The organism is Pseudomonas sp. P1.31, assembly GCF_001269815.1.
GTDB classification, from domain to species: domain Bacteria; phylum Pseudomonadota; class Gammaproteobacteria; order Pseudomonadales; family Pseudomonadaceae; genus Aquipseudomonas; species Aquipseudomonas rustica.
In genome coordinates this window covers 20775-40699 of record NZ_LHVN01000001.1, presented here as the reverse complement: position 1 = coordinate 40699, position 19925 = coordinate 20775, and the positions used below count along the sequence as shown (strand labels likewise).

The window sequence follows — 19925 nt, the reverse complement described above, 5'->3', positions numbered from 1 at the left end:
TTTCAGAAGCAGTTATATGGGGGGGGGACATGGGATCGTCTTGGGGAATTCCTGCGTGCAAGGCAGGCGCTCTCCCAGCTGAGCTATGGCCCCATAACAAAATTGGTGGGTCTGGGCAGATTCGAACTGCCGACCTCACCCTTATCAGGGGTGCGCTCTAACCAACTGAGCTACAGACCCAATTTCGAGCGCGTAACTGTTAGCTTGGAGCTATCAGCTTGGAGCTTAAAGCTGCTTCTATCGTCTTCTTCAATGAATCAAGCAATTCGTGTGGGAGCTCATGGAGCAGCTGATGTCGTCGATTAAGGAGGTGATCCAGCCGCAGGTTCCCCTACGGCTACCTTGTTACGACTTCACCCCAGTCATGAATCACACCGTGGTAACCGTCCTCCCGAAGGTTAGACTAGCTACTTCTGGTGCAACCCACTCCCATGGTGTGACGGGCGGTGTGTACAAGGCCCGGGAACGTATTCACCGTGACATTCTGATTCACGATTACTAGCGATTCCGACTTCACGCAGTCGAGTTGCAGACTGCGATCCGGACTACGATCGGTTTTATGGGATTAGCTCCACCTCGCGGCTTGGCAACCCTTTGTACCGACCATTGTAGCACGTGTGTAGCCCAGGCCGTAAGGGCCATGATGACTTGACGTCATCCCCACCTTCCTCCGGTTTGTCACCGGCAGTCTCCTTAGAGTGCCCACCATGACGTGCTGGTAACTAAGGACAAGGGTTGCGCTCGTTACGGGACTTAACCCAACATCTCACGACACGAGCTGACGACAGCCATGCAGCACCTGTCTCAATGTTCCCGAAGGCACCAATCCATCTCTGGAAAGTTCATTGGATGTCAAGGCCTGGTAAGGTTCTTCGCGTTGCTTCGAATTAAACCACATGCTCCACCGCTTGTGCGGGCCCCCGTCAATTCATTTGAGTTTTAACCTTGCGGCCGTACTCCCCAGGCGGTCAACTTAATGCGTTAGCTGCGCCACTAAGAGCTCAAGGCTCCCAACGGCTAGTTGACATCGTTTACGGCGTGGACTACCAGGGTATCTAATCCTGTTTGCTCCCCACGCTTTCGCACCTCAGTGTCAGTATCAGTCCAGGTGGTCGCCTTCGCCACTGGTGTTCCTTCCTATATCTACGCATTTCACCGCTACACAGGAAATTCCACCACCCTCTACCATACTCTAGCTCGACAGTTTTGAATGCAGTTCCCAGGTTGAGCCCGGGGATTTCACATCCAACTTAACGAACCACCTACGCGCGCTTTACGCCCAGTAATTCCGATTAACGCTTGCACCCTCTGTATTACCGCGGCTGCTGGCACAGAGTTAGCCGGTGCTTATTCTGTCGGTAACGTCAAAACAGCAAAGTATTAATTTACTGCCCTTCCTCCCAACTTAAAGTGCTTTACAATCCGAAGACCTTCTTCACACACGCGGCATGGCTGGATCAGGCTTTCGCCCATTGTCCAATATTCCCCACTGCTGCCTCCCGTAGGAGTCTGGACCGTGTCTCAGTTCCAGTGTGACTGATCATCCTCTCAGACCAGTTACGGATCGTCGCCTTGGTGAGCCATTACCTCACCAACTAGCTAATCCGACCTAGGCTCATCTGATAGCGCAAGGCCCGAAGGTCCCCTGCTTTCTCCCGTAGGACGTATGCGGTATTAGCGTTCCTTTCGAAACGTTGTCCCCCACTACCAGGCAGATTCCTAGGCATTACTCACCCGTCCGCCGCTGAATTAAGGAGCAAGCTCCTCTCATCCGCTCGACTTGCATGTGTTAGGCCTGCCGCCAGCGTTCAATCTGAGCCATGATCAAACTCTTCAGTTCAAACATCTTTGGGTTTTTAAGAAACCCTAAACTTGGCTCAGCAATCGTTGGTTACATCTTTGATTTCTCGCGGAGTAACTTGTGATGCTGATAATCTTGTTGACTATCAGTCTGACTCCACAAGCACCCACACGAATTGCTTGATTCAGTTGTTAAAGAGCGGTTGGTTAAGATCTTTCGTCTCAACCGAGGCGCGCATTCTACAGCAGCCTCATTTGCTGTCAAGCGATTATTTTCAGAAGTTTTCGAAGAATTCTTCAACAACTTCAACCACTTGCGCTTCAGATCTCTCGTCAGCGGGAGGCGAATTCTACAGCGTTACACGCTGCTGTCAACACCTCTTTTTCAACTTCCTTTTGGCTTCGATGAACTGAAGCACTTGCTGCCGAAACCTACATAACTCATTGAATCTCAAGGAGTTTTCCGTTTCGACTGCGCCGGAAGTGGGGCGAATTATAGACGTCTGGAATTTGCCGTCAACCGTTAATTTCGCTTTTCTTTCAATAACTTGCAGATTGGCTAAATAACGACCAAATGCACCTATATAAAGGAAGGAAACGCGATCCCTTCTATATAGAAGGGATCTTTAGAGCACCCCAGCCGCCTTCAACTCAGCCACCGCACCCGCGCCCAAGCCCAGCACACCTTGAAGAACCTCCAGCGTATGCTCACCCAATAAAGGAGGGGCGCGCCGATATTCAACCGGTGTCTGCGACATGCGGATAGGGCTGGCCACTTGCGGCACCATTCCCGCCAATGCGTGCGGCAGCTCTATCGCCAGACCACGCGCCTTCACCTGCGGATCCTCGAACACCTGCGACAGATCATTGATCGGCCCACAAGGCACGCCCGCCTGCTCCAACTCGGCAACCCACTCGGCAGTCGTCTTGAACACCGTCGCCTGGCGAATCAACGGAATCAACACCGCCCGGTTCGCCACCCGTAGCTTATTAGTAGCGAAGCGCGGATCGTCAGCCCACTGTGGCTGCCCCGCCACTTCGGCAAACTTGCGGAACTGCCCGTCGTTACCCACGGTAAGAATGAAATCGCCGTCGGCCGTAGGAAAGTCCTGATAAGGCACGATGTTCGGATGCGCATTACCCAGACGCTTAGGCGCATTGCCCGTGGTCAGATAATTCATCGCCTGGTTAGCCAGACACGCAACCTGCACATCCAGCAACGCCATATCGATGTGTTGGCCGCCCCCGTCGTGATCGCGATGAGCCAACGCCGCAAGAATCGCCACCGTCGAATACAGACCGGTAAGAATATCCGTCAACGCCACACCGACCTTTACCGGCCCGGCACCCTCATCACCCTCGGGACGACCGGTCAGGCTCATCAGCCCGCCCAGCCCCTGAATCATGAAGTCATAGCCAGCGCGCTTGGCATACGGCCCGGTCTGCCCGAACCCGGTGATCGAGCAATAAATTAGGTTCGGATTGATCGCCTTCAGCGATTCATAGTCCAGCCCATACGCCGCCAGACCACCGACCTTGAAATTCTCGATAAGGATGTCCGACTTCGCCGCCAGCTCGCGCACCAGCTTCTGCCCCTCAGGACGCGTGAAGTCGATGGTCACCGATTGCTTGTTGCGGTTGGCCGACAGGTAATAAGCCGCTTCCGAGGTGTTCTCGCCATAAGCGTCTTTAAGGAAGGGCGGCCCCCAGGCGCGCGTGTCGTCACCATTACCCGGACGCTCAACCTTGATCACTTCGGCGCCAAGGTCGGCGAGGATCTGCCCGGCCCACGGCCCGGCCAACACTCGCGATAAATCCAGTACCCGCAGATGCGACAGCGCGCCCATGGTCGCTCTCCTATTAATAGAACGCCTGCAGACCGGTTTGCGCACGGCCGAGAATCAGCGCGTGAACGTCGTGAGTGCCTTCATAGGTATTCACCACTTCCAGGTTGACCAGGTGACGCGCCACGCCGAATTCGTCGGAGATACCGTTGCCGCCGAGCATGTCGCGCGCCATACGGGCGATGTCCAGCGACTTGCCGCAGGAGTTGCGCTTCATGATCGAAGTGATTTCGACCGCAGCGGTACCTTCGTCCTTCATGCGACCCAGGCGCAGGCAGCCTTGCAGGGCCAACGTGATCTCGGTTTGCATGTCGGCCAGCTTCTTCTGGATCAACTGAGTAGCGGCCAATGGGCGACCGAACTGTTGGCGATCCAGCGTGTACTGGCGGGCGGTGTGCCAACAGAACTCGGCAGCGCCCAGTGCGCCCCAGGAAATGCCATAGCGCGCAGAGTTAAGGCAGGTGAACGGGCCTTTCAGACCGCGCACGTCCGGGAAGATGTTCTCTTCCGGCACGAACACGTTGTCCATGACGATCTCACCGGTGATCGACGCACGCAGGCCGACCTTGCCGTGAATCGCCGGAGCGCTCAGACCTTTCCAGCCCTTCTCCAGGACGAAGCCACGAATGTCGCCGGCATCGTCCTTACCCCAGACCACGAACACATCGGCGATCGGACTGTTAGTGATCCACATCTTCGCGCCGCTGAGGCTGTAGCCGCCGTCGACTTTGCGTGCACGGGTGATCATCGCGCCCGGGTCGGAACCGTGGTTCGGCTCGGTCAGGCCGAAGCAGCCGATCCATTCGCCGGACGCCAGTTTCGGCAGGTATTTCTGTTTCTGGGCTTCGGTGCCGAATTCGTTGATCGGCACCATCACCAGCGAGGACTGCACGCTCATCATCGAGCGATAGCCAGAGTCGACCCGCTCCACTTCGCGAGCAATCAGGCCGTAGCTGACGTAGTTGAGGCCGCTGCCACCGTACTGCTCAGGGATGGTCGCGCCCAACAGGCCGACTTCGCCCATTTCGCGGAAGATCGCCGGATCAGTCTTCTCATGACGGAAAGCTTCAAGAACACGCGGCGCGAGCTTCTGCTGAGCGAACTGCTCGGCGGTGTCGCGGATCATGCGCTCTTCTTCGGTGAGCTGTTGATCCAGCAGCAGGGGATCGATCCAGTTGAAGCTAGCTTTACCGCCCATGAGTGTGTCCTCGTAAATCGGGTGAATTAACGTGGCATTGATCCTAGGCGCGGTTCGCCGTCGCGGCAAACGAGGATTTCGCATTCTGTTGTGCTAATTTCTCACTCCGAAACGTCGCGAAATGCCTTTTATGCGGCGCATTAGTGAGGTTGACGTACATGCGCAGGAAGATCCCCAGCACCACCGCCCTGATCAGCTTCGAAGCCGCCGCACGTCACGAAAGCTTTACCCGCGCCGCCGAAGAACTTTCCCTCACCCAGGGTGCGATTTGCCGACAGATCGCCAGCCTCGAGGAGTTCCTCAGTGTGGAACTGTTCCGACGCTCGCGGCGTGGAGTGAAGCTGACCGAGGCGGGACTTTCCTACAGCCGTCGAGTCGCCACACAACTGGATGCAGTGGAGCGCGACACCCTCTCAGTGATGGGCCAGCAAGGCACCAATGTGATCGAACTGGCGGTGGTGCCGACGTTCGGCACGCAATGGTTGCTGCCTCGCCTGAAGGATTTCCAGCTCAAGCACCCGGAAGTCACGGTCAACCTGACCAACCGCACCCGGCCCTTCCTGTTTGCCGACACTGAGTTCGATGCGGCGATCTACTTCGGCGACGCCGATTGGTCGGGTACCGAATCCCACAGACTGATAGGTGAAAATCCGATGCCGGTGTGCAGCCCCGCCCTACTCGGCAACAAGACGCTTCTGACAGCCGATGAAATTGCCGATCTGCCGCTGCTGCAACAAACCACTCGCCCTTATGCCTGGCGTCAGTGGTTCAACTCGCAACACATGAATATCCCCCGCGACATGACAGGTCCGCGCTACGAGCTATTCTCCATGCTCGCCCAAGCGGCCATGCACGACATGGGGATTGCGCTGATTCCACCGTTTCTGATTCAGCGGGAATTGGCGGAGAAACGCCTGGTAATTGCCAACCCGCAGGCACTCTCCAGCATCAAAGCCTATTACTTGATGATTCCCGAACGAAAGGTCGAATCGGCGTCTCTGAAGGCTTTTCGTGACTGGCTGGTAAATCAGGCACAGAGCTACAGCCTTGAAGGCTAAAGGCTTTCAGCATTTGCTGACCTCGTAGTCAGAAAAACCAAAGCCCTACAGATATAACTATTTGTCGCATATGCACAGACTGTATCCGAAAGTCGTACAGACGTCCTACAAGCGCCTGCGGACGTGGCTTTGAGCCTCCATTCACGACGCATTGCGGCCTATTCACGTCACCGATGAGAAATTTTTCCATATTGCGCCAGAATCCTTGCAGGGCACGGCCTGTAAGGGATTCGACCGTGCATGTGCGACATTCGGTCACGGCATGACTTGTAGTTAATTTTCCGTCACCCGTCATAATCCCTTGAAGGGCATAAAGTTCGCCTGCAAAATGCCGCGCCCCGCCCTGATTTGGCGGGATCGTGCTGATCGGCCGCCCCAGTCGCACCATCCGTAGTGCATGGGTTTACTCAATAAGATCACGCAGGAGATTTGACGTGCACATTGGTGTTCCTCTCGAAACCCAGACCGGTGAAACACGGGTTGCTGCAACCCCGGAAACCATTAAAAAGCTGATCAGCCAAGGTCATAAGGTCACTGTGCAAACCGGCGCCGGCGTTAAAGCCAGTGTGGTCGACAGTGCCTATGAAGCGGTAGGCGCAACCATTGGCAGTGCCAATGACGCGTTTGGCGCCGAGCTGATTCTCAAAGTGGTCGCGCCAAGCGATGCCGAACTGACGCTGATCAAGCGCGGTACGGTGTTGGTCGGCATGCTCAACCCGTTCAACAACGAAACCATCGCGAAGATGGCCGAGTGCGGCATTACCGCGTTCGCCCTCGAAGCGGCGCCGCGCACCTCGCGCGCGCAGAGTCTCGATGTGTTGTCGTCGCAGGCGAACATTGCCGGCTACAAGGCTGTGTTGCTGGCCGCTCACCACTATCCGCGCTTCATGCCGATGCTGATGACCGCTGCGGGCACCGTGAAAGCGGCGCGCGTGCTGATTCTTGGCGCCGGTGTGGCCGGGTTGCAGGCGATCGCCACGGCGAAACGTCTGGGTGCGGTGATCGAAGCGTCTGACGTACGTCCGGCGGTAAAAGAGCAGATCGAATCCCTCGGCGCGAAGTTCGTCGACGTGCCGTACGAGACCGATGAAGAGCGCGAATGCGCCGTCGGTGTCGGCGGTTACGCGCGACCAATGCCGGCGAGCTGGATGCAGCGTCAGGCCCAGGCCGTGCACGAGCGCGCCAAGCAGGCTGACATCGTCATCACCACCGCGCTGATTCCGGGCCGCAAGGCACCGACGCTGTTGAGCGCGGACACCGTGGCGCAGATGAAACCGGGTTCGGTGGTCATCGACCTCGCGGCGGCTCAGGGTGGCAACTGCCCGCTGACCGTGGCTGATCAGGTCGTGGTCGAGAATGGCGTGACCATTTGCGGCCCGACCAATCTGGCCGGCGAAGTCGCTGCAGACGCTTCGGCACTGTACGCACGCAACCTGCTGGACTTCCTCAAGCTGGTCTTCACCAAAGAAGGCCAGTTCGACGTCAACCTCGAAGACGACATCGTCGCCGCGTGCCTGATGTGCCGCGACGGCCAAGTCATCCGCAAAAACGCCTAAGCAGGGATTCAGACGATGGAAGAGCTTATCTCCCCCGGTATCTACAACCTGATCATCTTCGTGCTGGCGATTTATGTCGGTTACCACGTGGTCTGGAACGTTACACCTGCGCTGCACACGCCGTTGATGGCGGTGACCAACGCGATCTCGGCGATCGTGATCGTCGGCGCCATGCTGGCGGCCGCACTGACCGTCACGCCGCTGGGCAAAACCATGGGCACCCTCGCCGTGGCACTGGCGGCGGTCAACGTGTTTGGTGGCTTCCTGGTCACCCGCCGCATGCTTGAGATGTTCAAGAAGAAAGCCCCGAAAGTAAAAGAAGAGGCGCCGAAGTAATGAGCATGAATCTCGTCACGACGCTCTACCTGATCGCGTCGATCTGCTTTATCCAGGCCCTCAAAGGCCTGTCGCACCCGACCACCTCGCGACGCGGCAACCTGTTCGGCATGCTCGGCATGGCGTTGGCCATTCTGACTACCGTTGGCCTCATCTATAAGCTCGGTGCTGAACTGGCAACCGCCGGTATCGGTTACGTCATCGTTGGCCTGCTGGTCGGCGGCACCGCCGGTTCGATCATGGCCAAGCGCGTTGAAATGACCAAGATGCCGGAACTGGTCGCTTTCATGCACAGCATGATCGGCCTCGCGGCAGTCTTCATCGCCATCGCTGCGGTGGTTGAGCCGCAATCGCTGGGCATCGTTAAACAGCTGGGCGACTCGATCCCGACGGGCAATCGTCTGGAGTTGTTCCTCGGCGCTGCCATCGGTGCGATTACTTTCTCCGGTTCGGTGATTGCCTTCGGCAAGTTGTCGGGCAAGTACAAGTTCCGCCTGTTCCAGGGCGCACCGGTACAGTTCACCGGTCAGCACAAGTTGAATGCGGTACTGGGCCTGGCGACACTGGCGCTCGGCCTGACCTTCATGTTCACCGGCAACCTCACCGCGTTCGCGCTGATGCTGGCGCTGGCGTTCGTGATGGGCGTGCTGATCATCATCCCGATTGGCGGTGCAGACATGCCGGTCGTGGTGTCGATGCTCAACAGCTACTCGGGCTGGGCGGCGGCAGGTATCGGCTTCTCGCTGAACAACTCGATGCTGATCATTGCCGGCTCGCTGGTGGGTTCGAGCGGTGCGATCCTCTCGTACATCATGTGCAAGGCGATGAACCGTTCCTTCTTTAATGTACTGCTCGGCGGTTTCGGCAACACAGCCGATGCAGGCCCTGCCGGTGCGAAAGAAGCCCGTCCGGTAAAATCCGGTTCGGCTGACGACGCGACTTTCCTGCTGACCAACGCCGACACCGTGATCATCGTGCCGGGTTATGGCTTGGCAGTAGCGCGTGCACAACATGCGCTGAAAGAGCTGACCGAGAAGCTGACCCACCGTGGCGTGACCGTGAAGTACGCGATCCACCCGGTTGCCGGCCGTATGCCGGGGCACATGAACGTTCTGCTCGCCGAGGCCGAAGTGCCTTACGATCAGGTGTTCGAGATGGAAGACATCAACTCCGAGTTCGGCCAGGCCGACGTGGTGTTGGTGCTCGGCGCGAACGACGTGGTCAACCCGGCGGCAAAGAACGATCCGAAGTCGCCGATTGCCGGCATGCCGATTCTCGAAGCGTTCAAGGCCAAGACCATCATCGTCAACAAGCGCTCGATGGCCAGCGGCTATGCCGGTCTGGACAACGAGCTGTTCTATTTGGACAAGACCATGATGGTTTTCGGCGACGCGAAGAAAGTCATTGAAGACATGGTTAAAGCGGTCGAATAATTCCCCGCTGCAACACCGAACGCCCCGACTTGTCGGGGCGTTTTTGTTTGCGCAAACAGTCGGACAATTTGCCGCGTTGTTGCAGATCCAGTAACGGTGTTTTACTTGAAACCCGCTGAATAGACGCCTCGTTTGCGACCTTGGTAGCGGGACAGGCGCCCGTCAAATTCACTAGACTGCGCATCCTGCTACTCGCTTCCCGAGATAATAATCCATGTACCGTGACCGTATTCGCCTGCCTTCGTTGTTGGACAAAGTGATGAGCGCCGCCGACGCAGCCGCTCTGATTGAGGACGGCATGACCGTCGGCATGAGCGGTTTCACCCGTGCCGGCGAAGCCAAAGCCGTTCCTCACGCATTGGCCGAGCGCGCCAAGGTCACGCCGCTGAAGATCAGCCTGATGACCGGTGCCAGCCTGGGCAACGACCTCGACAAGCAACTGACCGAAGCCGGCGTGCTGTCGCGGCGCATGCCGTTCCAGGTCGACAGCACTTTGCGCAAGGCGATCAACGCCGGCCAGGTGATGTTCATCGATCAGCATCTGTCGGAAACCGTTGAGCAACTGCGCAACCAGCAACTGAAGCTGCCGGACATCGCGGTCATCGAAGCCGTGGCCATCACCGAACAGGGCCACATCGTGCCGACCACTTCGGTGGGCAACTCGGCGAGCTTCGCGATTTTCGCCAAACAGGTGATCGTCGAGATCAACCTGGCGCACAACGCCAACCTCGAAGGCCTGCACGACATCTATATCCCGACTTACCGCCCGACGCGCACGCCGATCCCGCTGGTAAAAGTCGACGACCGCATCGGCAGCACGGCGATTCCGATTCCGCCGGAGAAGATTGTCGCCATCGTCATCACCCAACAGTCGGATTCGCCGTCCACCGTGTCAACGCCGGACGTCGATACCAACGCCATCGCCGAGCATCTGATCACCTTCTTCAAACAGGAAGTCGACGCCGGGCGCATGACCAACAAGCTCGGCCCGTTGCAGGCCGGGATCGGCAACATTGCCAACGCGGTGATGTGTGGCCTGATCGATTCACCGTTCGAAGACCTGACCATGTACTCCGAAGTGTTGCAGGATTCGACCTTCGACCTGATCGACGCCGGCAAGCTGAGCTTTGCTTCGGGCAGCTCGATCACCTTGTCGGAGCGCCGCAACAGCGACGTGTTCGGCAATCTCGAGAAGTACAAAGACAAACTGGTGCTGCGTCCGCAGGAGATCTCCAACCACCCGGAAGTGGTGCGCCGCCTAGGCATCATCGGCATCAACACGGCGCTGGAGTTCGATATCTACGGCAACGTCAATTCCACCCACGTCTGCGGTACGCGGATGATGAACGGTATCGGTGGCTCGGGTGATTTCGCGCGCAACGCGCATCTGGCGGTGTTCGTAACTAAATCGATCGCCAAGGGCGGCGCGATTTCCAGCGTGGTGCCCATGGTCAGCCACGTTGACCACACCGAGCATGACGTCGACATTCTGGTGACCGAAGTGGGTCTGGCTGACTTGCGCGGTCTGGCGCCACGGGAGCGTGCGCGGGTCATCATCGATAACTGTGTGCACCCGTACTTCCGCCAGGCGCTCAACGATTACTTCACGGCGGCCTGTGCAATCGGTGGCCACACCCCGCACATCCTGCGTGAAGCGTTGAGCTGGCATATGAATCTGGAAGAAACCGGACGCATGCTCGCTGTGTAATTCACACAGATAAACCGCTGATGCAAACACAGTTTGTGTCAGCGGACTCTCGCAAGCCCCCGGCCTGACAAAAACTGTACTGCTGTACTGGTCATTTCCTACAGCATTTGCCTACCTTTCCTGATGAATTGAGCAAAAACGCACTACTTAAGTGCGGACAGGTACAGTTTGCTCTATTTCGACCCGTACACCGCCTATAAACAGTTAACTGGTCACTCACAATACAGTTGAACTGTATCTAGAGAGACTAGGCAAACGAGAGGATCATGGGCACCAGTCAAACCACTACCTGATCCCGCCACAAGCGGAAGGATGTCAACCATGGAACGTACACTCAGTTCCGAACTGTTCTTCGAAGACAAAGCTGCAAAAAACCAGGCTTCCATGCCTCTGCGCGTTCTCGCTAACCTGATGTTGTGGCAGCGCCGCATCTCCAGCCGCCACCAATTGGCCCGTCTGGATTCGCGTTTGCTGGCAGACGCCGGTATCAGCGAAGCTCAACGCTACGAAGAGCTGAGCAAGCCGTTCTGGCGCTAAACAGCGTCGCTGGCTCTGGTCGTTAGACCCACCGCCAGCAACCCGAATTGCACAAGCAAAACCCGTCGTGGGAAACCACGACGGGTTTTGTCGTTTCAGCCCCTGAAAAACCCAAACCAGTACAGTTCAGATACGTTGAATTCAAACCAGTACAATTGTAGGAGCTGCCGAAGGCTGCGATCTTTTTGATCTTGAAAATCCAAAGCAAAAGATCGCAGCCTTCGGCAGCTCCTACAGGTTTTTCGTCTGGATGCTGGTTTGGCGAACGCATCTGCGCCTAATATCCACACAGAACGTGGCGAATGATGCGCAACAGGCGTCTGACTCCTCAGATACCGAGCCACCTCTCAATACGGTTTATTCACAGGAGTTACATCATGTCCCGTCTTCGCCTGCTCAGCGCTGCTGCCCTTCTGGCCGTTGCTGCCAACGCCAGCGCCACCAGTTTCATCGTTACCACTGACGCCGTCGTCGGTGCGCTGAAATCTTCGTCCGACGCCACTTCCGATGTGACCTCGTCGTTCCGTGACGACAAAATCGTCCTCGCTGCCCGTGATGACGCGGCCAGCTTCGTCGCCACCCAAGGCGATATCCGTGGCGTGAAACTGGAAAGCGCGCTGGATCACATCCGCCACCAGGCTCCACAACTGAACGCGACCGATGCAGAGCTGGCTCAGGCCATCCTGACGATCTAAGCGATTCGAGCATTGCGGGACACGCCAGCCGTGTCCCGATGTTTCGAGACTGGCTCTGGCCCGGGCATTGCGCTAGCCTTGCGGCTCGCTAACAGTTACCGAGTCCGATGCGTTTTCTTCCAAATCTGCTGATCCCTTCCGTATTGCTGAGCGCCTGTTGGGCGACGTCGGTCGATGCCTATGATGCTTTCAATGCGTCAACCCAAGGCATTGTCGTCAGTGGTTACGCCACCAGCATGGTGTCTTCCGCGCCTTTCGACCGTAAACTGCTGTTCGCCGCTCACGATGACGCGGCAGCGTTCGTGGCCAGTGACGGCCAATTGCGCGGGGCGCAGCTGGAATCCGCGCTGAATTACCTGCGTAAAAAACGGCCGAAACTTCATGTCTCTGACCTTGAACTGGCAGAAGCAATTCTCGTCCAATAGTTAACCCAGCCCTTAGTTAACCTGTCCCTCCGGAGTCGTTCCATGCGTAGCCCGCTGATTGCTGCCGCCCTTGGCCTGTTTTTGTTGGCCGACGTGGCCCAGGCGCACACCCTGGTAGCCACCAGTAACATCATCGTTCGTGCCTCCCAGCGCACCATCGATTTCACCTCCGACACCACCACCTCGATTCGCGACTCGAAAATCATCCGCGAAGCGCACGATGACGCCGCCAGTTTCGTCGCCACCAACGGTGATATCCGTGGCGCGCACCTTGAAGCCGCCCTCAACACTTTGCGCACGCGCGTCCCGGAAGCCCGCGACGCCAGTGATCAGGTACTCGCCGAAGCCATCCTCGCACTGTGAAATCACTCGGCGCCTGGCTGCTGGCCGGCGCGTTGTTGCTACTTGGCAACAGCGCCCACGCCGGCCTGCAATTGCGGCTCAAGACCGACGGTCTGAGCCCCGCCCAACAACAGGCCAGCCAGGCGCTGATCGATGAGGCGATGCAAAAACTGCCGCCGAGCTTTATCGAGCGGCTGGATCGGCGCATCGATGTCGGCTGGACCGACGACATGCCTTCCAATGCCTACGGCCAGGCGACGCTGGTTGCCGAACTCGATCTGAACCGCAAACTGCTCGCCGGCCTCACCGATGGCAGCGCCGCGAAAGAGAAAACCAATCGCCCCCACGGCACTGTGCGCCAGGAATTGCTCGCCACGGTGCTGCACGAAATTACCCACATTTATGACCGCGCCCGCTTGTGGCCGGACGCCGAGCGCACGCTGATCCAGCGTTGCACCCGCCGCTTCAACAGCGCCGGATTGATCGGCATTCCCGACGAGTGCCGTGGCCAGAACGGCCGTCGCTTTACCCTCAGCGATGATCCGCGCTTGCTCGACCTCGCCGGTTGGCAGCAATACGTCGGCCGTCGCGGTGAGCGTGAGCAGCACAATCGGCAGATCGCCCGCAGCCCCGATCTGTACGAGATTTCCAGCCCGAAAGAGTTCGTCGCGGTCAACATGGAGTACTTCCTCCTCGACCCGAGCTACGCCTGCCGCCGCCCCGCGCTGTACCGCTATTACCAGCAACATTTCGGCTGGGCGCCACCGGCCAAAGACACTTGCAGCAAGACCTTCGCGTTTTTGAACGCCGGTAACGACTTCGCCAAACAGCCACTGGGGCACGTCGATCCGGAGCGGGTTTACGCGGTTGATTACTTGCTCGCAGAGGCCAATCAGAACTGGGTCAGCCGCTGGGGCCACAGCATGTTGCGCCTGGTAATCTGCGCGCCGGGCCGTCCGCGTGGCCCGGATTGCCGACTCGATCTCGATCAGCATCTGGTGTTGTCGTACCGCGCCTTTGTCGGCGATGTGCAGCTATCGAGTTGGGACGGACTGGTCGGCAAATACCCTTCGCGACTGTTTGTGCTGCCGCTCGCACAGGTGATCGACGAATACACCAAGACCGAATTACGCAGCCTCGCCTCCGTGCCGATCAACCTGACACGGGAAGAGATCGAAGGCGTGGTCGAACACGCTGCCGAGATGCATTGGAGCTACGACGGCAACTACTTCTTCCTCTCCAACAACTGCGCGGTGGAAGGTTTGAAACTGTTGCGCAGCGGCAGTGATAACAGCCGGTTCGTTGGACTCGACAGCATCATGCCCAACGGCTTGCTGGAAGTGATGAAGGGCCGTGGCCTGGCGGATACCAGCGTCCTCGATGATCCGAAAGAAGCGCTGCGTCTGGGTTATCGTTTCGACTCGTTCCGCGATCGCTATCAGGCGATGTTTGATGTGTTGAAGAAACAGTTGCCGATCAAACAGACCACCGTTGAAGAATGGCTGTCGCTCACCGCCGAAGAACGCCGCGAGTGGTTCGAGCGTGCGGATCTGCGCACCAGCGCCGCGTTGTTGTTGCTGGAACAGGCGAGTTATCGACGTCAGTTGTTGTTGGCTCAGGATGAGGTCAAGCAGCGCTACCTCGGCGCGCGCGAGCTTGAAAATGGCGGTATGGACAAGGCCAACGCGACGTTGCAGGAAATCCTCGCTAACAGCGGCTTCCTCAGCCGTCCGGCAGAATTGCTCGATAGCCGGGGTTACGGACTGCCGCAACCGAGCGAGTTCAAGCGACTGGAGGATGAAAGCAGCCAGCGGCAGAAGAAGTTGCTGGTGCTGTCGGGTGATCTGGATGCGGAAGTGCGCAAGTTGCTGGAGCCGAAGCGCGCGGCCGAGATTGCCGCGAGTGAGGAGAATGTGAAGCAGATTGGCGCGCATTTGCGCAAATTGCACAAGGCATCGGGTGGACTGGAGCTGCCCTGAACCTGATGCTGAGTGCATACCTTGTGGCGAGGGGATTTATCCCCGATCGGCTGCGAAGCAGTCGCAATCCCAGCGAACACAGTTTGACTGAAAAACCGCATTTGCCGGATTTGGGGCTGCTTCGCAACCCGTCGGGGATAAATCCCCTCACCACAGTTGATGGCCTGCCAGTTAGATCAGATGGTCAATACAGCACGCCATCGAGGATTTCGTAAACGATCCCGGTGCCCACCGCGATCAGCACGATATCGCCGCCAGTCCGGCGCCATTCGTAGCCCGGATACACCGGCAAGCGACCCAACGCGCGACTGTCCAGACGCTCGCCGTAATAGCCGTGCGGCAGCGGCCGGCCACGCTCCAGATGAATCCCCGGAGGCGGCGGTGCACCGCGTACAAAGTAGCCATGATTGTCACGAATGGTCTGGCGCACCGGGCCAAAGTCGTGCGGTGGCGGGCCGCCACGGTGATCGTTCTGCGGGCCACGGTGATCGTCGCGATGATCATCACCATGGTTGTCGTAATGGCCCTGCGACGGGCCGCCGTGGTCGTGATCGTCGCGCTGATCGGCGCTGGCCAGCAGCGGCGTTGCGCTGATCATCAGTACGCCCAGTCCGGCTATCAGACGTTTCGGCATTTTCATCGGGTCTTTCCTCACGGCACATACAGCAAAAAGGGCTGCAGAACGATGTTCTGAAGCCCTCGGTCTTGCTGGATTAGTCTGCGCTTTGAGGTGCTAATTCCTCTGTATCAGGAACTTTACCTTCAGCTGACGCGGGCCTTACGCACGCCTTCGGACAGCGCCGAGCACAGACCCAACACACCGTCGATGGCTTGTGCAGGAGTGGTCGCGTTGGCGATGTGATCAATCAATGCCGAACCCACCACCACACCGTCAGCCAGACGCGCGATGGCAGCCGCTTGCTCCGGCGTGCGGATGCCGAAACCGATGCTGATTGGCAGATCGGTGTGACGACGCAGACGGGTTACCGCCTCTTCGACGTGTTCCAGCGTTGCAGCGCCAGCACCGGTCACACCGGCGACCGACACGTAGTAAACGAAACCGGAACTGCCATTGAGCACTCGCGGCAGACGCGCATCGTCAGTGGTCGGCGTGGTCAGACGGATGAAGTCCAGACCGGCAGCCTGCGCCGGGTCGCAGAGTTCTGCGTTGTGCTCAGGCGGCATATCGACCACGATCAGGCCATCGACACCGGCCTCTTTCGCATCAGCGATGAAGCGGTCAACGCCGTACATATGGATCGGGTTGAAATAGCCCATCAGCACCAGCGGCGTGTCGCTATTGCCCTCGCGGAACTCGCTAACCATTTGCAGGGTTTTCAGCAGGTTCTGTTTGGCGCCCAAGGCACGGATGTTCGCCAACTGGATCGCCGGGCCATCGGCCATCGGGTCGGTGAACGGCATGCCCAGCTCGATCACGTCGGCGCCGGCACCCGGCAAACCTTTGAGGATCGCCAGCGAAGTGTCGTAGTCCGGATCACCGGCGGTGACGAAGGTCACCAGCGCGGCACGGTTCTGTTCTTTGAGGTCGGCAAAACGGGTTTGCAGGCGGCTCATCAGTGTTTCTCCTGCTTGGATGGCTCTTGTTGAGAGTTTTCCATGTGATGCATGACGGTCTGCATGTCTTTGTCGCCACGGCCCGAAAGGTTGACCACCATCAGGTGATCCTTCGGCAGCTTCGGTGCGCGTTTGAACACTTCGGCCAAGGCGTGGGCGCTTTCCAGTGCAGGAATAATCCCTTCCAGGCGGCAGCATTTGTGGAACGCATCCAGCGCTTCGTCGTCGGTCACCGAGGTGTACTGAACGCGACCGATGTCATGCAACCACGCGTGTTCCGGGCCGATACCCGGGTAGTCGAGACCGGCGGAAATCGAGTGGGCGTCGATGATTTGGCCATCGTCGTCCTGCAGCAGGAAAGTACGGTTGCCGTGCAACACACCCGGAACGCCGCCATTCAGGCTCGCCGCGTGCTTGCCGGTTTCAATGCCGTAACCCGCAGCTTCAACACCGATGATCTCAACGCTCTTGTCATCGAGGAACGGGTGGAACAGGCCCATCGCGTTGGAACCGCCACCGATGCACGCCACCAGGCTGTCCGGCAGACGACCTTCCTGGGCTTGCAACTGATCGCGGGTTTCCTTGCCGATGACGGCCTGGAAGTCGCGAACCATCGCTGGATAAGGATGCGGGCCGGCCACGGTGCCGATCAGGTAGAAGGTGTTGTCGACGTTGGTCACCCAGTCACGCAAGGCTTCGTTCATCGCGTCTTTCAGGGTGCCAGTGCCGGCAACAACCGGAATCACTTCAGCGCCCAGCAATTTCATGCGGAAGACGTTGGCCTGCTGACGTTCGATGTCAGTGGTGCCCATGTAGATCACGCAATCCAGACCGAAACGGGCGGCGACGGTGGCCGTGGCCACGCCGTGCATGCCAGCGCCGGTCTCAGCGATGATGCGTTTCTTGCCCATGCGCCGCGCCAGCAGAATCTGGCCGATGCAGTTGTTGATCTTGTGCGCGCCGGTGTGATTCAGCTCTTCGCGCTTGAGATAAATCTTCGCGCCACCGCAGAACTCGGTCAGGCGTTCAGCGAAATACAGCGGGCTCGGACGTCCGACGTAGTCACGCTGGAAGTAGGCCAGTTCTTCTTTGAATGCCGAATCTTCCTTGGCCGCTTCGTATTCGCGGGCCAGATCGAGGATCAACGGCATCAAGGTTTCCGCCACGTAGCGGCCACCGAACGAGCCGAACAGGCCGTTATCGTCCGGGCCATTACGCAGATCAGAGGTGTTCGAAGTCTGGGTCATGAGTCGCTCCAGGTGAATTCGGGTGATAAGACAATGACGACCACTCTACCCCTGACCTACTACGCTGAAAACCGATAAGATCGCCACAACCTGTCAGGAAAACTCACAGATACCATGAGCCACGACCTTCCCCCGCTGAACGCCCTGCGCGCGTTCGAAGCGACCGCCCGTCTGAACAGCGTCAGTCAGGCTGCCGAGCAATTGCACGTCACCCATGGCGCGGTCAGTCGGCAGCTCAAAGTGCTGGAGGAGCACCTCGGCGTCAGCCTTTTCGTCAAGGATGGTCGCGGCTTGAAACTCACAGATGCCGGCATGCGTTTGCGTGATGCCAGTGGCGAAGCTTTTGATCGGCTGCGCAGTGTTTGCGCCGAATTAACCCAGAGCACCGCCGATGCGCCGTTTGTGCTCGGCTGTTCTGGGAGTTTGCTGGCGCGATGGTTTATTCCGCGCTTGGGGCGATTGAATGCTGATCTGCCGGATTTGCGCCTGCATCTGTCGGCGGGTGAAGGCGATCTCGATCCACGACGTCCGGGTCTGGATGCTTTGCTGCTGTTCGCCGAACCGCCGTGGCCAGCAGATATGCAGGTTTACGAATTGGCCGCAGAACGCATCGGCCCGGTGATGAGCCCCCTGTTCAGCGGCTATCAGCGCCTGCAAGCCGCGCCAGCCTCGGCACTGCTCAATGAACCGCTGCTGCACACCACCTCGCGCCCGCAAGCGTGGCCAAGCTGGGCACAGCAAAGCGACCTCGACGCAAAAGCGCTGAAGCTCGGGCAAGGTTTTGAGCATTTGTATTATTTGCTGGAGGCAGCCGTCGCTGGTCTCGGCGTGGCCATCGCGCCGGAGCCGCTGGTGACGGAAGATTTGAAGGCCGGTCGCCTGGTTGCGCCGTGGGGCTTCAGTGAAACCCCGGCGCAACTGGCGTTGTGGCTACCCAAGCGCGCCGCAGACGGACGCGCTCGGCAACTGGCGCAATGGCTCAAGAACGAGCTGCGCCAGAGCGATCACTCGCCGCGCTTGAACAGCAAGTAAGCGGCCAGCAGACCGATTGCACCGACTGCGACACCGGCAGTCGTCCACGGATGTTCCTGCGCGTAATCGCGGGTGGCGATCCCGGTTTCGCGGGTTTTCACTTTGACTTCTTCATAGGCATCGCTGAGCAGGTGACGCGAGTGTTTCAGCGCGCTTTCGGCATTGCTTTTCAGCGCCTTGAGGGTCTTGCGCGACTCGTCCGAAGCGTCGTCCTTCAGGCTTTCCAACGACTTGAGCAGACTCTCGATCTCGGCTTCCATGCTTTGCAACGAGGCTTTACGTAAAGAGGTGTTGGCCATGGTGGCTCTCCTGCATTGGTGATGAGTGGCGTGTGTTGGTTGGGACTTCGGTGGTTCGAGAAAGTGCAGAAAATCTGAACTTCGCCTGCTCAGCGCCGCCGAAATCAACAGTGCAGATTCACTGCTAGTCTCAATCCCACACGCCAAGGAGTTCGTTATGAGTGACCATCACACGTACAAGAAAGTCGAGCTGGTCGGTTCGTCGACCACCAGCATCGAAGAAGCCATCAACAACGCAATTGCCGAAGCCAACAAGACCATTCGCAACCTGGAATGGTTTGAAGTCACCGAAACCCGTGGTCATATCGAAAACGGTAAGGCTGCGCACTTTCAGGTGACGCTGAAAGTCGGCTTCAAGATTGCCAGCAGCTGAGTTTGGTCTAGTCTTCTGAACTTGCGCGCTGGCCGAGTGCCATAGGAATGGCAAAGCGCTATAGGGTGAGCGCATCGGGTGGATGACCCGATGCCCGCCTCTTTCAATCCGACCAGGGAGTGCGACCGATGAAGAAGTTTATGTTGGCGGTAGGTTTGTTGAGCCTTGCGGGTGGTGCGTTTGCTGCCGGTAAGCCATGTGAAGAGCTGAAAAGCGAGATCGCGGCGAAGATTGATGCCAAAGGTGCTTCCGGGTATTCGCTGGAGATTGTCGACAAGGGCGCAGATGCTGGCGCTAAAGTTGTTGGCACCTGCGAAGGTGGTACCAAGGAAATCGTCTACAAGCGCGGTTGATTGCGTGTGAAATACAAAAGCCGACGTGAATGCGTCGGCTTTTTTGTGTCCCATGTAGGAGCTGCGGCACGCTGCGATCTTTTGATCTTGCTCTAAAAACCTAGATCAAAAGATCGCAGCCTCGTTTCACTCGAC

19 protein-coding genes, 2 tRNA genes and 1 rRNA gene are annotated in these 19925 nt (G+C 58.1%); 13 read left to right on the top strand and 9 right to left on the bottom strand.

All coding sequences use genetic code 11. The features are described from left to right. Positions 1-22 precede the first annotated feature (22 nt). The 5 genes from AD669_RS28385 to AD669_RS00195 all read right to left on the bottom strand — a co-directional run bounded on the left by AD669_RS28385 (position 23) and on the right by AD669_RS00195 (position 4842). Positions 23-93: transfer RNA gene (locus AD669_RS28385), tRNA-Ala, on the bottom strand. Positions 94-103: 10 nt separating this feature from the next. Next, positions 104-180: transfer RNA gene (locus tag AD669_RS00210), tRNA-Ile, on the bottom strand. A 123-nt stretch (positions 181-303) separates the two neighbouring features. Next, positions 304-1840, bottom strand: a 16S ribosomal RNA gene (locus AD669_RS00205). A 586-nt stretch (positions 1841-2426) separates the two neighbouring features. After that, positions 2427-3647, bottom strand: coding sequence for a CaiB/BaiF CoA-transferase family protein (locus tag AD669_RS00200; RefSeq protein ID WP_053116419.1), 1221 nt, complete (start codon positions 3645-3647; stop codon positions 2427-2429). A 13-nt stretch (positions 3648-3660) separates the two neighbouring features. After that, positions 3661-4842, bottom strand: a complete 1182-nt coding sequence (locus AD669_RS00195) for an acyl-CoA dehydrogenase (protein ID WP_053116418.1) — start codon at positions 4840-4842, stop codon at positions 3661-3663. A 158-nt stretch (positions 4843-5000) separates the two neighbouring features. Between AD669_RS00195 and AD669_RS00190 the strand changes: the two genes are divergently transcribed. From AD669_RS00190 to AD669_RS00145, 10 genes are all read left to right on the top strand, one after another. Further along, entirely contained in the window at positions 5001-5900 is a 900-nt protein-coding gene (locus AD669_RS00190) for a LysR family transcriptional regulator (RefSeq protein WP_053116417.1), read from the top strand. Between the two features lie 434 nt (positions 5901-6334). Beyond that, positions 6335-7456: a Re/Si-specific NAD(P)(+) transhydrogenase subunit alpha gene (locus AD669_RS00185; RefSeq protein ID WP_053116416.1), complete on the top strand. Its 1122-nt coding sequence runs from the start codon at positions 6335-6337 to the stop codon at positions 7454-7456. A 15-nt stretch (positions 7457-7471) separates the two neighbouring features. Then, positions 7472-7792, top strand: coding sequence for an NAD(P) transhydrogenase subunit alpha (locus AD669_RS00180; protein WP_003187417.1), 321 nt, complete (start codon positions 7472-7474; stop codon positions 7790-7792). Then, on the top strand, positions 7792-9225 hold the full coding sequence (locus tag AD669_RS00175; protein ID WP_053116415.1) for an NAD(P)(+) transhydrogenase (Re/Si-specific) subunit beta: 1434 nt from the start codon (positions 7792-7794) through the stop codon (positions 9223-9225). Before AD669_RS00180 ends, AD669_RS00175 begins: the two co-directional genes overlap by 1 nt. 214 nt (positions 9226-9439) lie before the next feature. After that, positions 9440-10933 carry an acetyl-CoA hydrolase/transferase family protein gene (locus AD669_RS00170; RefSeq protein ID WP_053116414.1) on the top strand — a complete coding sequence of 498 codons (1494 nt, stop codon included), beginning with the start codon at positions 9440-9442 and terminating at the stop codon, positions 10931-10933. 321 nt (positions 10934-11254) lie between these two features. Then, a complete protein-coding gene (locus AD669_RS00165; RefSeq protein ID WP_053116413.1) occupies positions 11255-11470 on the top strand; it encodes a DUF1127 domain-containing protein in 216 nt (71 codons plus the stop codon). Positions 11471-11847: 377 nt separating this feature from the next. Beyond that, positions 11848-12165: a DUF2388 domain-containing protein gene (locus AD669_RS00160; RefSeq protein ID WP_008081137.1), complete on the top strand. Its 318-nt coding sequence runs from the start codon at positions 11848-11850 to the stop codon at positions 12163-12165. A 107-nt stretch (positions 12166-12272) separates the two neighbouring features. Next, entirely contained in the window at positions 12273-12590 is a 318-nt protein-coding gene (locus AD669_RS00155) for a DUF2388 domain-containing protein (protein ID WP_053116412.1), read from the top strand. A gap of 42 nt (positions 12591-12632) precedes the next feature. Beyond that, positions 12633-12953, top strand: a complete 321-nt coding sequence (locus AD669_RS00150) for a DUF2388 domain-containing protein (protein WP_007911662.1) — start codon at positions 12633-12635, stop codon at positions 12951-12953. Continuing rightward, positions 12950-14911, top strand: a complete 1962-nt coding sequence (locus AD669_RS00145) for a DUF4105 domain-containing protein (RefSeq protein WP_053116411.1) — start codon at positions 12950-12952, stop codon at positions 14909-14911. Before AD669_RS00150 ends, AD669_RS00145 begins: the two co-directional genes overlap by 4 nt. Before the next feature lie 184 nt (positions 14912-15095). Here the strand turns inward: AD669_RS00145 and AD669_RS00140 are convergent, their stop codons facing one another. From AD669_RS00140 to trpB, 3 genes are all read right to left on the bottom strand, one after another. Continuing rightward, a complete protein-coding gene (locus AD669_RS00140; RefSeq protein ID WP_053116410.1) occupies positions 15096-15551 on the bottom strand; it encodes an anti-virulence regulator CigR family protein in 456 nt (151 codons plus the stop codon). A gap of 122 nt (positions 15552-15673) precedes the next feature. After that, positions 15674-16486, bottom strand: coding sequence for a tryptophan synthase subunit alpha (gene trpA / locus AD669_RS00135; protein WP_053116409.1), 813 nt, complete (start codon positions 16484-16486; stop codon positions 15674-15676). Next, entirely contained in the window at positions 16486-17733 is a 1248-nt protein-coding gene (gene trpB / locus AD669_RS00130; RefSeq protein ID WP_053116408.1) for a tryptophan synthase subunit beta, read from the bottom strand. Before trpB ends, trpA begins: the two co-directional genes overlap by 1 nt. A gap of 114 nt (positions 17734-17847) precedes the next feature. Here trpB and AD669_RS00125 point away from each other — a divergent pair, with 114 nt between their 5' ends. After that, positions 17848-18765, top strand: a complete 918-nt coding sequence (locus AD669_RS00125) for a LysR family transcriptional regulator (RefSeq protein WP_053116407.1) — start codon at positions 17848-17850, stop codon at positions 18763-18765. Here AD669_RS00125 and AD669_RS00120 read toward each other — a convergent pair. Beyond that, on the bottom strand, positions 18738-19064 hold the full coding sequence (locus AD669_RS00120; RefSeq protein WP_007911686.1) for a YqjD family protein: 327 nt from the start codon (positions 19062-19064) through the stop codon (positions 18738-18740). The two genes, AD669_RS00125 and AD669_RS00120, sit on opposite strands and share 28 nt — an antisense overlap. A gap of 157 nt (positions 19065-19221) precedes the next feature. On the opposite strand from AD669_RS00120, the gene AD669_RS00115 reads away from it, so the two are divergent. Continuing rightward, positions 19222-19437, top strand: a complete 216-nt coding sequence (locus AD669_RS00115) for a dodecin (protein WP_053116406.1) — start codon at positions 19222-19224, stop codon at positions 19435-19437. A 128-nt stretch (positions 19438-19565) separates the two neighbouring features. Continuing rightward, positions 19566-19790 carry a DUF1161 domain-containing protein gene (locus AD669_RS00110; protein WP_053116405.1) on the top strand — a complete coding sequence of 75 codons (225 nt, stop codon included), beginning with the start codon at positions 19566-19568 and terminating at the stop codon, positions 19788-19790. The last annotated feature ends 135 nt before the right edge of the window (positions 19791-19925 follow it).